The organism is Salinispora sp. CH2A1_6 (genome assembly GCF_056820975.1).
Window position 1 is genome coordinate 14,431 of the sequence record NZ_JBXEDG010000008.1, and the last position, 14,322, is coordinate 28,752.

The window sequence follows — 14,322 nt, forward strand, 5'->3', positions numbered from 1 at the left end:
GCTGTCTACCCGGGGCGTTTCGAGTTAGTCGGGCCGGTTGGCTGGCTGCCACGGGTGTCGGGGACCGCCGATCGGGTACGGGGGGCGGGGAGGTGCTGCCGTGGCCCGGAACGAACGGACGAACAGCTCCGAAGCGCCCCACCTGGACTCACCGAACGTGCTCCGGGAGTACGCACTACTCGCCGACGGGCAGCGGGCGGCGTTGGTCGGCCCGGACGGGAACATCGTCTGGCTCTGCGCCCCCCGGTGGGCCGACCCGCCGCTGTTCAGCAGCCTCCTCGGTGGCCGGGGCAGCTACCTGGTGACCCCGACGGACCGGCGCTTCGTCTGGGGCGGCCAGTACGAGCCCGACTCGCTGATCTGGATCAACAGATGGGTGACGACCGACGGAATCATCGAAACCCGGGAGGCCCTGGCATTCCCCGGCGACGCCGGGCGGGTGGTCCTGCTCCGCCAGGTACGCGCGGTGGACCAGGACGCGAAGGTCCGGGTACGGCTCGCCCCCCGGGCGAACTTCGGTCGAGAGCCGCTCCGCCAGGTACGGCAGGACGGGGGGCTGTGGCACGCTCGCTCCGGTGACCTGCACCTCCGCCACACCTGCGGCCACCCCCTCAAACCCAGCGCCGAGGGGCCGCTCGACGGCGAGCTGCGGGTGCCCGCCGGTGGGCAGGTTGACCTGGTGCTGGAGATCGCCACCCAGCCCCTGGAGGGGAAGCCACCCGACGCCTCGGAGCTGTGGCGGATCACCGAGAAGTCCTGGCAGGACGTGCTGCGCCCGCTGTCGCGCGGCACCGCGGGACGGGACGCGATCTTCGCCTACACGGTGCTGCGCGGGCTGACCCAGCCCGGCGGCGGGATGGTCGCCGCGGTGACCACGGGGCTACCGGAGCGAGCGCTCGCCGGACGCAACTACGACTACCGGTACGCCTGGATCCGCGACCAGTCGTTCGCCGGACAGGCCGCCGCCCTGATCGGTCGGCACGACCTCCTCGACGACGCGGTGCGGTTCCTCACCGACCGGGTCCTCGCCGACGGTGATCAACTCGCTCCCGCCTACACCATCGATGGTGGCACCGTACCGTCCGAAGAGGAGCTGACCTTCCTGCCCGGCTATCCGGGGGCCAGGGCCCGGACCGGTAACTGGGTTGGCGGGCAGTTCCAACTGGACGCCTACGGTGACGTGCTGCTGGTCCTGGCAGCCGCCGCCGAACGGGGACGGCTGGAGGCCACCTCCTGGCATGCACTGACCGTCGCCGCCAAGGCCATCGAGAAGTGCTGGCGGTCGCCCGACTCGGGCATCTGGGAGCTCCCGGCCCGGCAGTGGACCCACTCGAAGCTGACCTGTGTGGCCGGGCTGCGCGCGGCGGCCCGCATCGCGCCCGGCGGCCTGGCCGGCCGATGGGCTTCCCTCGCCGACACGATTCTCGCCGACACCACGGCGCATGCCCTCCACCCCTCCGGGCGCTGGCAGCGCGCCTACGACGATCCCCGCGTCGACTCGGCGTTGCTGCTGCCGGGAATCCGCGGTGCGCTCCCCGAAGGCGACCCCCGCACCGAGGCGACCCGTCGGGCGGTGCTGAACGAACTCCAGCAGGACGGCTACCTGTACCGGTTCCGACCCGACCGCCGCCCGCTTGGCGACGCCGAAGGGGCCTTCCTGCTCTGTGGTTTCGCCGCGGCGATCGCCGAGTGGCAGGCCGGCGACGCCGTCGCCGCGAACCGGTGGTTCGAACGCAACCGGGCGGGGTGCGGCCCACCGGGGCTCTTCACCGAGGAACTCGACGTGGCGCAGCGGCAGCTACGGGGCAACCTACCGCAGGCCTTCGTGCACGCGCTGATGCTCGAGACCGCCGTACGCCTCGGCCACGCCGCTCCCTGTGCCGACTGATGCCGTGACAGCCGACGTTCGCGGTGCGCCCCCACGGAGGACCACTGCTGGTGTGATTCGCCTCCGGCCAACCATAGATCTCTGCGGGTGGACGGCACCGTCCTCGGTGGTCACGGCCGGGTCGTCCGCCCGCCTGACGGCCTTCTCCGGCGCCACCAGGCGCCCGTCACCGTCGGCCGCGGGCGCCCACCCGGCTCGCGGCGACACCGTCGTGGATGGTCCAGCCGGTGGCGACGGCGGCGTCAGTCAAGGCGACCCGACGCCGTCGCCGATCGGCGATGAGCGCCACCGCGGTCAGCGCGTGCAGCCCATCAGCGACCGCACCGAGCCGGAACGCCACGGGCGTCGGCCATCGGAGCAGCACCGCGGCCTGCACCAGGTGCCGGACTCCGAGCACCCGCAGGATCGCCGACGGAGTCGAACCCGGATCGCCGCCCAGCACCCGCAGCACCCGGTCGGGCGCGGCCAGGAGCAGCCCGCCCCAGACCAACCGGGTCAGCTCCCCCACCGCCGCGGTCGGGGTCAGCTCCCCCCGGCCCCTGATCCGGGCAGGCGCCTGTTTCGCCACCATCGTTACCGCCCCCATCCGATGCCAACCCACCTCACCACAGCCGTCGTGGCCTCGACCTCCCCCACCACCGCGCCCTCGACTCGACCAGGGCGAGCACCGGCGCGAGTGCGGCCAGGCCGACCAGCCCGACCGCGGCCAGCCGCGCCCGCCGGGACGGCGGTTGCGGGCGGCGTCCCCAGCGCCGTTCCGGGCGGGACACCACCGACTCACCGTGCAACCCCGCACGCAGTAACTCGGCCAGGTGAAGCGCCGTGCGGCCGCCGGAGGCGCTCTGTTCGACCTGGGTGCGGCAGCTGAACCCGTCGGCAAGAATCACATCGGTGTCGCCGGCGTCCCGAACGGCCGGCAGGAGCACCCGTTCGGCGCAGGCCTCGGAGACCTCGTAGTGCCCCTGCTCGAAGCCGAAGTTGCCGGCCAGCCCGCAGCAGCCCGAATCGAGAAAGTCGGCTCGCACCCCAGCGTCGGTGAGCACCGCCTGGTCAGCGCCGGTCCCCAGAACGGCGTGCTGGTGGCAGTGGGTCTGGATCAACGCGTGTGCCGGCAGCCGCGGCGGCTGCCAGCCGGGGCTGTGCTCATGCAGGAGCTCGGCCAGGGTGACCGTCTGCTGGCGGAGACGGATGACATCCTCGTCGTCCGGGAAGAGCTCGTAGGCGTCGCTACGAAAGACGGCCGTACAGCTCGGTTCCAGACCAACCACCCGGGTACCCGCCCGCAGGTGGGGCCGAAGGGCCGCGACCGTACGTCGCAGCACCCGCTTGGCGACGCCGAGTTGACCGGTGGAGAGCCAGGTCAGCCCGCAGCACACCGGCCCCTCCGGTACCCGGACCCGCCATCCGGCGGACTCCAGCACCTCCACCGCGGCCTGGGCCACCCCGGGATGGAGCCGGTTGGTGAAGGTGTCCGGCCAGAGCAGCACCTCGCCGCGGTGGCCGTCCCCCGTCGGGGTCCGGTGTGCGAACCACCGCTGGAAGCTCTCCTCGGCGAAGGTCGGGATGTCGCGCCGCTGGTCGATGCCGCCCGCCATCTTCGCCAGCCGGCCCAGACCGGGCGCGTGGGTGAGGGCGTTCACCGCACCCGGCACGGTTCCGGCCACCGCCGCCAGCACCGGCAGCCACCCCATCGAATAGTGCGCGCGAGGACGGAGGCGCCCGGCGTAGTGGTGCGACAGGAACTCCGCCTTGTAGGTCGCCATGTCCACATTCACTGGACAGTCCGCCTTGCAGCCCTTGCAGGCCAGGCAGAGATCGAGGGCGTCCCGGACGGCGGTGGAGCGCCACCCGTCGTCGATGCTGCCGCCCCGGGCGCCGCCGTCGAGCATCTCGAAGAGCAACCGGGAGCGGCCCCGCGTGGAGTGCTCCTCCTCCCGCGTGACCATGTAGGAGGGGCACATCACCGCACCGTCGTGCCGGCGGCACTGGCCCACCCCGACACAGCGCAGCACGGCGTTGGCGAAACTACCCTCGTCGTGGGGGTAGGCGAAGGTGGTCTGCACCGGGCCGTGGTCGTAGTCGACGCCCAACCGCAGGTGGCTGTCGAGCGGATAGGGCGACACGGTCTTGCCCGGATTCATCCGGTCGTCCGGGTCGAAGATCGCCTTGAGCTGGCCGAACGCCCGCACCAGCCGGCCACCGTACATCTTCGGCAGCAGCTCGCCCCGGGCCTGGCCGTCCCCGTGCTCACCGGAGCAGGATCCGCCGTAGGAGGTGACCAGGTCAGCCGCCCGTTCCAGGAACGAGCGGAACCGCCCCACCCCATCGGGGGTGTTCAGCTCGAACGGGATGCGCGTGTGCACGCACCCCTGCCCGAAGTGGCCGTACAGCGACGCCTGGTCCAGGCCGTACTCCTCGAGGAGCTGTCGCAGGTCCCGCAGGTAGTCGCCGAGCTTCTCCGGGGCGACAGCCGAGTCCTCCCAGCCCGGCCAGGTGCGCTCGGAGCCCCGTACCTGCGCGGTCGCTCCCAGGGATGACTCCCGAACCTGCCACATCTGCCGCTCGTGGGCCGGATCGTTGAATTCGTGCACGGTTCCCGCACCGCCACCACGGACGGCGGCGATCAGTCGACTGGCGGCGGCACGGGCCTGCCCTGGCGTGTCCCCGCCCATCTGGATCATCAACCAGGCGCCGCCCTCGGGGATCTCCCGAAGCCCCGCGGGCCGCTGGCGTCTGCGCCGCTCGTCCGCGACCAGGCGATGGTCGATCCCCTCCAGGGTGACCGGCTTGTGCGCCAACACCCGCATGACATCGTCACCCGCCGCGGCGATGTCCGGATAGTTGACAAAGACGAGGGCGGACGCCTTGACCACGGGCACCAGCCGCAACCGCGCCCGGAGAATGGTGACCAGCGTGCCCTCGGAGCCGACCAGGGTCTGCGCGATGTGGAAGCCCTTCTCCGGCAGGAGGCTGTCGAGGTTGTACCCGGAGACCCGACGCGGAATGTGTGGGTAGCGGGTACGGATGTCGGCGAGGTACTCCTCGCGCAGCGCCCGCAACTGCCGGTAGATCTCGGCCGGCCGGCCCCCCCGGAGCTGGATCTCGGCGTACTGCTCGTCGCTGGTCTCCCCGACCCAGAACCGGGTGCCGTCGTAGAGCAGTACCTCCAACTCGACGATGTTGTCGACCACCTTGCCGGTCCGCTGGGCGGTGGCGCCGCAGGAGTTGTTGCCGAGCATGCCACCCAGGGTGCAGCGGCTGTGGGTGGACGGGCGGGGGCCGTACTCGAGCCCGGTCGACGCGAGTTGGGCGTTGAGTGAGTCCAGGACGATGCCGGGCTCCACCAGGCAGGTCCGCGCCTGCGGATCCACCTCCAGCAGGAGGTTGCAGTACTTCGACCAGTCCAGCACGACGGCGGTGTTGGTGCACTGTCCGGCCAGGCTGGTGCCACCGCCTCGGGAGACCAGCGGCGCCCGGTGCCGACGGCACACCGCGACCGCCGCCACTCCCGCCTCGATCGTCCGGGGCAGCACCACCCCGAGCGGCACCTGCCGGTAGTTGGAGGAGTCGGTGGAGTAGGCGGCCCGGGAACCGGCATCGAACCGGACCTCGCCGTCCACCTCCGCCCGGAGGTCGGCGGCGAGGGCGGCCAGGTCGACCTCCAGCGCCGGTCCGGGGGCGCGCACGACCGGTTGGGGCAGCATGACCTCACTCACGGCCGCCGCTCCCGCCGCACGTGAACTCGCCGCTCCCCTACCCCCCACACCGCGCTCCCGCCCGTTTCATACCACTAGTCCCTGTGCTACCGACCTGACGTAAATCTCGGGCCGGGTACCCGCGCCGCGCGCCGATAAACCCCCTCCCGGCGTTCTCCGATCAGCCGGGAGCCCCGCCGGGACTCAGGTCAACCGGGAGTGGGGGTGCCGCTGCTGGTCCTGCCGGACCAGCAGCGAAAGGGCCAGGGTGTTCAGTACCGGTGACCGGTGGGCCGGCGCGGACGGGTGAGGTGGATGAGGGCGGCGCCGCTGAGGATGAGCAGGGCTGCCGCACCGAGCGCGGTGGGCAGGTTGGGACCGGTGGTGGGCAGTTCGGAGGGCTCGGCGACCGTGATGGTGGTGGCCTCGGACTGACTGTGGGGGCAGGCGCTGGTGGTGCTGGTGTAGGCGGCGGTGAGGGTGTTGGCGCCGGCCGGCAGCCGGGTGGTGTGGGTGGCGGTGTTGGCGCTGTCCAGCGACACGGTGGCGAGATCGGTGTTGTCGCTGCGGAAGGTGACGCTGCCGGCCGGGTCGCCGGCCTTGCAGATGACGGTGGCGGTGAGCGTGACGTCCTGATCCGTGGTCGGCTCCGGCGGCGAAACCCGCAAGACCGTGGTGGAAGCCGCAGGGAGCGTGGACAGGGCCAGATTGTGGTCGTTGCCGACGGCGATCATGTCCAACGTGGTACCCGTGGGCAGGCGCACCGCCACGGGCGTGGCGCTGTCGGTGGTGGTCCCGTCCCCGAGATGCCCCTGCGAGTTGACGCCCCAGGCCAGGGCGGTGCCGTCACTGGCTATCGCCACGTTGTGGTCGCTGTCGCGACTGGCGATGGAGGTGAGTCGCATGCCGATCGGAAGATTGACCGAGACCGGTTCGCTGCTGTCGGAGGTGGAGCCGTTCCCCAACTGCCCCCGCTGATTGCCACCCCAGGCGAGGGCGGTTCCCGCGGAGGTCAGCACCGCGCTGTGCGTACGACCGGCGGCGACCGCGGTGGCCTCGGTGCCGACGGGCAGGGCGACGGGGATGGGGACGAGGCTGTCCGTGGTGCTGCCGTCGCCGAGTTGACCGCGAGCATTGTCGCCCCAGGCCAGGGCGGTGTCGTCGGCGGTCAACGCCAGGCTGTGGTCGCCTCCACCAGCGACGGCGGTGATTGTGGGGCCGGGTGGCAGCGCCACGGCGACCGGGACGCTGCGACCGAAGACGGTTCCGTCGCCCAGTTGACCTTCGCTGTTCGCCCCCCAGGCGAGCAGGGCCGCCGGCCCGGTCGCGGTCAGGACCAGAGTGTGGTCGCGACCCGCGGACACCGCGGCGACCACAGTACCCGTCGGCAGGCGCACCGCGACGGGAGTGCTGCTGCTGGTAGCCGTGCCGTTGCCGAGCTGGCCGGAGTGGTTGGCGCCCCAGGCGAGCAGCGAGCCGGTGGAGGTCAACGCCACACTGTGGTTGGCACCGACGGCGACGGCGACGACCCGGATACCCGCGGGCAGGCGCACCGGGACGGGCTCGCGGCTGCTGACGGTGGTCCCGTTTCCAAGCTGGCCGTCGTCGTTGCCGCCCCAGGCGAGGATGGTGCCGGCGGAGGTCAGGGCCAGACTGTGGCGTTCACCGGCAGCGACGGCGGCGACCGTGGTATCCACGGGCAGGCGCACCGCCAGCGGTTCGCTGCTGTTGGTCGTGGTCCCGTCGCCCAGCTGCCCCTCGGCGTTCCCACCCCAGGCAAAGATCGCGTCGGAGCTGGCGGAGGTCGATATGGGTTGGTGTAGCGCCGATCCGGGTTGGTGGTGCGCCGACGCGGACGTTCCGCCGATCACCGGCGAGAACGCCACCACCAGCGCGAGGGAGAACCAACCGGCGACCGCACGTCGCACCGGCTGCACTCCGCCGCCCCGGCCACGCCGCTGGCAGAATCCCTGCATCGCACCCACCTCCGAGCGGACAGTCCTCCGCTAATAGGACAGAAATCATTATTAGCGGCCCTTACCGGATCGACGCGCAGAAACGCCCACCACATGGCCCTGGTCGATCCGCCGATCGAAATTCCAGCCCAGCAGTGTTCCATGGCCGAAACCAGCTCGCCCGCCTCCGAACAAAAGTGAAAGCACGTGCCGCTATGGAGCCTGGCTACGCCTCGCCTCTTGTTGCGTGAGTTCCGCGGCAACTGACCATGCCGCCGTGCACGACTTCGTGTGCGCGATCCCGAGGTGGTCCGCCACACCGACTGGGGAACCTGACGATCCACCGGACACCGCGGCATTTCCAGCAGGTCACGCCGCCTTCCCCAGGGATGGCACCGAGGGGCGGCGTGCAGATTGTCGGATCAAAGTACGGCTGGAGTTAACAGTGAATTGGGCAGCCGGCCGCCGGCCGCACCTAGCATCTGTGTCGTTTGAGCACTACAAACCTTCGGAGGTTGATTCATGCTTCGCCGGTTGTCGGTGGCCCTGGGCCTGGTGGCGACGATGCTGCTGGGGGCAGCACCCGCCTGGGGGGCTGGCAGTAGCTGCCCACTAGCACAGGCGCACGCACACAACGACTATGAGCACGAGCGGCCACTGCTGGACGCTCTTGATCACGGTTTCACCAGCGTCGAGGCCGACATCTATCTGGTCGGCGACGAACTGCTGGTCGGTCACGATTTCTGGGACCTGCGACCGGGCCGGACCTTGCAGCATCTTTACCTGGACCCGCTCGCGGCCCGGGTGGCCAGCAACAACGGCAAAGTATATCAGGGCAGCCCGCAGCCGCTGCAATTGCTGGTCGACATCAAGAACACCGGCACGGAGACGTACACCGAACTCGACCAGGTCCTGCAGTCCTACCGACAGATGCTCACCCGGTACGACCTCGGCCAGGTCCACACCAGCGCGGTGACGGTCGTGATCAGCGGGGACCGGCCCCGGGACCTGATGGAAGACCAGTCAGTTCGGTATGCCTTCTACGACGGTCGGATGTCCGATCTCGACACCGGTGCCACGTCGGCGTTCATGCCGCTGATCAGCGACAACTGGAACAGTCTTTTCGCCTGGCAGGGAGTCGGTCCGATGCCGACCGAGCAACAAACCCAGCTGCGCCACATCATCGCCGTGGCGCACCAGAACGGGCAGCGGGTGCGCTTTTGGGCCACGCCTGACGAGCCCGGAGCGCAACGAGAGGCCGTCTGGCACGAGCTGCGCGCGGCCGGGGTGGACCACATCAATACCGACGACCTGGCTGGCTTGGAGAACTTCCTACGTGGGCCGACACGGTGACGACCGCACCACCCCGACGCGGATATCCGACCAGTAAGGGCAGCTCCGTGACGGGCGCGCACCTACCTGCCCACGTCCCTGGCGGGTGGGGCAAGGAACGTCCGGGCACCGCGAAGCTGGGTAGTCAATTTTGACTGGGTCTCGGTGCAGTCGAGGCGGACCCGGATCGGACCAGGAACGGTGGTGTCGGCCCGGCGGCCGGCGGGCAGGACCGTCTCGTCGATACCGTCGCGGCGGGCGATGAGCCGGCCGAGTTCGTAGCGGCTGACCGCATCGGCGCCAGCGACGTGCTGGATTCCGGCGTGATCGGAATTGGCCAACTCCAGCAGCGCCACGGCCAGGTCCGTGACGTGGATCGGGCAGCGCAGCTCGTCGGTGAAGAGGACACCACGGGTGGGATCGGCGGCGAGGGTGTGCACCAGCCGCTCCTGGCGAGAGCTACCACCGGCTCCAACGATCAACGAGGTGCGAGCGATGACGGCACTCGGATCCAGGCCCCTGGTCGCCGTCTCGACGGCGGCCTTGGCCGCACCATACGGGCTGATCGGGTCGGGGCTATCCGTCTCGTCGTAGCGTTCCGCCGTGCCGGAGAAGACCGCATCACTGGAGACCTGTACCAGGCGTGCCCCGTTGGCGGCGGCTGCGGCAGCCACGTACATGCCGCCGTCGGCGGTGGTGACCCAGTCGTCCTGCTGGTACGCCGCATTGATGATCGTGCCGGGTCGAAGCTGGTGCACCAGGGCGGCGACCTCGTCGCGGCGTCGGATGTCGAGCTCGCACCAGGTCGCTCCCGCCACCGGCGCCGCCTGACGGTGGAAGGTCGCCGCCACCTGACGGCCGGTCCGCAACGCCTGGCGAACGATCTCCCGGCCCAACAGCCCGCTACCGCCCACCACGAGAAGGTCCATGGGCCGCAATGTAGCCCGATACCGCTACCCGATCACCTCAGTGGTGGGTCGACCGGTGTCGGCGGGCGAGGTAGATGAAGCCGACGCCGGTGAGGAGTAGCAGGGTGGCGACGCCGAGCAGGCTGGGCAGGCTGGCCCCGGTGATGGGCAGATCAGGGTCGGTGGGATCGGTCGGGTCCGTGGGGTTGGTCGGGTCGGCGACGGTGATGGTGGTGGCCTCGGACTGGCTGTTGGGGCAGACGGTGGTGCTGCTGGTGTAGTCGGCGGTGAGGGTGTTGGCGCCGGCGGGGAGCCGGGTGGTGTGGGTGGCGGTGTTGGTGGTGTCCAGGGGCACGGTGGCGAGCTCGGTGTTGTTGCTGCGGAAGGTGACGCTGCCAGCGGGGTCCCCGAGGTCACAGCTGACGGTGGCGGTGAGCGTGACGTCCTGATCCGCGGTCGGGTCGGGCGGCGAGACCTGCAGGGCCGTGGCGGAGCCCACCTGCTGAGCCGGCAGAGCCAGGCTGTGGTCGTCGCCGACGGCGGTGGCGGTCAGGGTGATACCGGAGGGCAGGGTGACGGTCACCGGCGTGTTGGAGTTGTTGCCGGTGCCATCACCGAGCTGGCCGAAGACATTGCTCCCCCAGGCGAGGGCGGTGCCGTCGGTGGCTATCACCAGAGTGTGGTCGCTGTCGCGGGAGGCGATGGTGGTGAACGTGGCGCCCGTGGGCAGGCTGACGTCGAGGGGTTCGTTGCTGCTGCTGTTGCTCCCGTTTCCGAGCTGCCCGGCGCTGTTCTCCCCCCAGGCGAAGACGGTGCCGGCCGAGGTCAGGGCAGCGCTGTGGACGCGGCCGGCCACCACGGCGGCAACGTCGGCGCCGAGGGGCAGTGCGACGCCGACCGGCGTGCTCCGGTTGGTGTTGGTCCCGTCCCCGAGTTGACCGAAGGCGTTGTATCCCCAGGCGAGGGCGGTGCCGGTGGAGGTGACCGCCAGACTGTGACGGCGGCCGGCGGCGATCGCGGTGACCTGGGCGCCGGGGGGCAGGGCGACACTGGCCGGCGTGCTCCGATCGTCGGTGCTCCCGTCGCCCAGCTGACCAAGGTTGTTCAGCCCCCAGCCGAACGCGGCGCCCGCGGAGGTCACCGCGAGGCTGTGGCTTTCGGCAGCGGCGACAGCGGTGACCGTGGCACCGGACGGCAGGCTCGCCTCGACGGGAGTGGTACGCCGGGTCATGCTCCCGTCTCCGAGCTGGCCGAAGCCGTTGTCGCCCCAGGCGAGGACGGTGCCGGCCGAGGTCAACGCCACGCTGTGGGTGGCGCCCGCGGCGACCGCGGCAACCGTGATGCCCGCCGGCAGGCTCACCTCCACGGGCGCCCTCCGGTCGACCAGGGTTCCGTCCCCGAGCTGACCAAAGTGGTTGGCACCCCAGGCGAGCACGGTGCCGGCCGAGGTCAACGCCAGACTGTGATGCCGACCGGCGGCGACAGCGGTGATCGTGACGCCCAGCGGCAGGCTCACCGCGATCGGCTCGTTACTTCCGGTGGTACTCCCGTTGCCAAGCTGCCCATCGTTGTTCTTCCCCCAGGCCAGCAGGAACGCCGACGCGGCGGTCGATCCGGGCTGGTGCTGCGCCAACGTCGGGGACACCCCGATCGTCTGCGTCACCGCCAGCGCGAGGGCGAACCATCCGACGACAGCGCGTCCCGCTCGGCGCCCTCCGGCACCCCGACCCAGCCGCTGACAGAACCCCTGCATCGCGTACGCCTCCGCGCAGTTAAGTACCGCAAGAAGGACAGTTGCTACTTATAGTCACCTATCCCTCAATACGGGCAGAAACACCTCTACCGTCAGGATCAACGCCCGGTGGTACGGCGAGGTTGTTGGTCACCGCGGAAAGCCTGCCCACCTCGGCCAGCGGCCGGGGGTCGGCCTCACCCAGCTCTGAGGTAGGTGCACTCCCGCTTGTGCCCCTCCGCCCGACTGCGGTGCCGCGGCGAGCGGGTCACCCGAAGGCCCGCCCCAACCCCGGACAACGCCAGCACAGCGGCCACCCCGACCGCGGCCAGCGGCGCCCAGCCCTCGATAGCGGCAGCGCCGGCCGCAGCGCCAATGGCGGCCCCAAGCTGAATGGCAGCCCCGGTCCAGGACTGCGTCTCCGCGTCGGTACCCGACGGCGCCAGGTCCCCCGCACTGCTGTACAGGGAAACGAAGGTGGGCCCAATGAAGAGACCGACCAGGAGGCACCCGGTCACCAACAGCCCCAGCGACAGCCGACCGACCAGCACCAGGGTCACACACGCGAGGGCAAGCCCCAGGAGCAGCACGGGCAGGCGCGGCACCCACCGGCTACGCAGCACCCCAACGGCCAGGCCACCGACGATGCTGCCGACCGACAGGATGCTGACCAGAACGGCGCCAGCCGACCGACCAGCCACCGCGGGGAGCGCGATCTGCACGGCGTGCAACGCTGCGGAGAAGAGACAGGCGACGAGCAGCAGCCAACGCAGGGGCCCCAGCACGAGCGGCCCAACCCAGTGCCGCGCACCGCCGGCACCCCGTCCCGACTGCTGGGTGGTGCCGCCCGACTCTCGGCGGGTGCCCGCAACCGACTCCCGACGGGCGCCCCCGGCCGACTCCCGGCGGCTTTCCGCCAACGGCTGCCGGTGGGTGTCCCCGACCTGATCCCGGTTCACTCTCCGGGCTGGTTCCCCACCGGCCTGCGCCCGCAGGAGCAGGACCGTCGCCAGCGCACTCGAGCCGCTGGAAACCACCAACCCGGCCATCGGCGACACGGTTTCGGTCAGCAGCCCGACCAGGGCAGGTCCGAGGACGAAGGCGAGGTCCGTGAGCACCGCGTCGAGCGCCAACGCGCTCCGCAGATTCCCCGGCTGCGACATCCTGCGCCACATGACCCGCGACAGCACCCCAACCGGAGGCATCGACACGTTCGCCACGAGCGCCGGCCCAAAGGTGGCCAGCACCGGCCCATGTAGCCCCTCGTTGACCGACAGTGCCGCCACAGAGACCACATGCACGGCCAGGATGGGCCACAGGACCCGCCTGTCGCCGAACCGGTCGAGCAGCCGCCCACGGAAGGGCGCCGCGATACCGCCGAACGCGGCGACCGCGACCACCAGCGCGGCGACACCATAGGAGCGACCGGCGGAAACCGCGTAGAGCAGCGCGAAGGAGAACATGCCGGCTTGCAGCTTGCTGGCGGCGGCGCCCGCCAACCGGATCCGGAAGCCGGATTCGGCCCCGAGGCTGCGGTAGCCGTACCGGGCCGGTGGTCGCGGATCAGCCATCACACCAACAATTCTGCCGGCGCTGTCCCGCCGCCCCGCCGGCTCGTACCGCCCCGTGGCCCGCCGGCTCGTACCACCCCGTGGCCCGCCGGCTCGTACCGCCCCGTGGCCCGCCAGCTACCCCGCCGCGCTCGGCTCCCGCAGCGCGGGAGCGAGTTCGGTGGCTGGGTTACCCGGGGCAGTCACGGTCCAATATCGCGCCAGCGTCGTTGCGGCGAGAAGACCCGCCAGGACGATCGACACCTCGACCCCGATCACGAGCGGGTTGAACGAATAGCCGAGCACCCAGCCGACCGCAGCCGCGGCTGCGCTGGACACCACGAGCGCCGGCGGCAGGAGTAGGGCCATCCGCGCCGCGGTGTGTTGGATCCGGGGCACGTCGCGCTGGGTTACCCGCACGGCGAGGATAGCGCCGGCCACCACGGCCGCTACGACGCCGCCATACAAAACGGCGGGGCCGAGCAGGGTTGGCATGCGTTCGCGCGCCTCGGGCGACAGATCGAATGCCGTCGTGAACACATCGTGCAGGCCGAGGACAAGGGCCCAGCCCAGGATGAAGGAAACCAGCCCGCCCACAGTCGCCGCGCCGAGGATCTGGCCGTACCGGGGCGGGGTCCGCTCCACGCCGGCTTCCTCGGCGATCCGGTGGGTGAATCCGGCCGGGTCAGAGCCGAGCAGCTCCGCCGGATCGAACCCGTCGGCGGCGGCCGCCTCGAGCTCGCCCCGCAGGTCGGCCGCGAGCGTCACCCGGTCGCGACGGTTGATCCCGAGAGTGCGCCACTCTCGGTCGGCGGTGGCGAGGAGGCCGTCAACGGCTGGGGTCAACGTGCTCATGGTCATCTCCTGGTTCCGGTAAACGGATGGCGAGGGTCGTGTTCACCACGTTGGCGAAGTGAGCCCACTGCTCGCGCCAGACCTGCAGCCGATCGCGGCCGGTGTCGGTGAGGCGATAGACCTTGCGGGGTGGGCCACTGGAACTGGGCTGCAGCGCGTTGGCGACAAGACCCAAGCGGTGCAGGCGAGTGATCAATGGGTAGACGGTGCCGTAGCTGACCGTTCCGAATCCGGCGGTGTCCAGCCGGCGGACGAGTTCGTAGCCGTGGGCCGGCTCGGCCGCAAGCAGCGCGAGCAGGCACATGTCCAGGCAACCCCGCAGTAGCTGGGCCTGCCGCTCGGCCGCATCATCCGATCGATCTGCCGCTATCATGCACCACATAATACGACCGGTACTATGCGGTGTC

9 protein-coding genes and 1 pseudogene are annotated in these 14,322 nt (G+C 70.8%); 2 read left to right on the forward strand and 8 right to left on the reverse strand.

Features of this window, described 5'->3' with window-relative positions:
- Positions 1-100 precede the first annotated feature (100 nt).
- On the forward strand, positions 101-1,888 hold the full coding sequence (locus AC1UKG_RS12760) for a glycoside hydrolase family 15 protein (RefSeq protein WP_018742996.1): 1,788 nt from the start codon (positions 101-103) through the stop codon (positions 1,886-1,888).
- 166 nt (positions 1,889-2,054) lie between these two features.
- Here the strand turns inward: AC1UKG_RS12760 and AC1UKG_RS12765 are convergent, their stop codons facing one another.
- The 3 genes from AC1UKG_RS12765 to AC1UKG_RS12775 all read right to left on the reverse strand — a co-directional run bounded on the left by AC1UKG_RS12765 (position 2,055) and on the right by AC1UKG_RS12775 (position 7,559).
- On the reverse strand, positions 2,055-2,459 hold the full coding sequence (locus AC1UKG_RS12765; protein ID WP_026271188.1) for a hypothetical protein: 405 nt from the start codon (positions 2,457-2,459) through the stop codon (positions 2,055-2,057).
- Between the two features lie 31 nt (positions 2,460-2,490).
- The gene (locus AC1UKG_RS12770) at positions 2,491-5,592 is read right to left on the reverse strand and encodes an FAD-binding and (Fe-S)-binding domain-containing protein (protein ID WP_196230262.1); all 3,102 of its coding nucleotides are present in this window, start codon (positions 5,590-5,592) and stop codon (positions 2,491-2,493) included.
- 263 nt (positions 5,593-5,855) lie between these two features.
- Positions 5,856-7,559 carry an RCC1 domain-containing protein gene (locus AC1UKG_RS12775; RefSeq protein WP_018813569.1) on the reverse strand — a complete coding sequence of 568 codons (1,704 nt, stop codon included), beginning with the start codon at positions 7,557-7,559 and terminating at the stop codon, positions 5,856-5,858.
- A 501-nt stretch (positions 7,560-8,060) separates the two neighbouring features.
- Between AC1UKG_RS12775 and AC1UKG_RS12780 the strand changes: the two genes are divergently transcribed.
- The gene (locus AC1UKG_RS12780) at positions 8,061-8,891 is read left to right on the forward strand and encodes a phosphatidylinositol-specific phospholipase C/glycerophosphodiester phosphodiesterase family protein (protein ID WP_018813568.1); all 831 of its coding nucleotides are present in this window, start codon (positions 8,061-8,063) and stop codon (positions 8,889-8,891) included.
- A 62-nt stretch (positions 8,892-8,953) separates the two neighbouring features.
- Here the strand turns inward: AC1UKG_RS12780 and AC1UKG_RS12785 are convergent, their stop codons facing one another.
- The 5 genes and pseudogenes from AC1UKG_RS12785 to AC1UKG_RS12805 form a co-directional block, all read right to left on the reverse strand.
- Positions 8,954-9,799 (reverse strand): sugar nucleotide-binding protein, encoded by an 846-nt coding sequence (locus AC1UKG_RS12785; RefSeq protein ID WP_018813567.1) that lies wholly within the window; start codon positions 9,797-9,799, stop codon positions 8,954-8,956.
- A gap of 37 nt (positions 9,800-9,836) precedes the next feature.
- Complete coding sequence (locus AC1UKG_RS12790) at positions 9,837-11,531, reverse strand: RCC1 domain-containing protein (protein ID WP_482641763.1); 1,695 nt, start codon at positions 11,529-11,531, stop codon at positions 9,837-9,839.
- Between the two features lie 58 nt (positions 11,532-11,589).
- A pseudogene (locus AC1UKG_RS12795) lies at positions 11,590-13,081 on the reverse strand (MFS transporter).
- Between the two features lie 117 nt (positions 13,082-13,198).
- On the reverse strand, positions 13,199-13,915 hold the full coding sequence (locus tag AC1UKG_RS12800; protein WP_482641764.1) for a hypothetical protein: 717 nt from the start codon (positions 13,913-13,915) through the stop codon (positions 13,199-13,201).
- On the reverse strand, positions 13,890-14,288 hold the full coding sequence (locus tag AC1UKG_RS12805) for a PadR family transcriptional regulator (protein ID WP_482641765.1): 399 nt from the start codon (positions 14,286-14,288) through the stop codon (positions 13,890-13,892). The genes AC1UKG_RS12800 and AC1UKG_RS12805 overlap by 26 nt, the downstream gene beginning before the upstream one ends.
- Between the last annotated feature and the right edge of the window lie 34 nt (positions 14,289-14,322).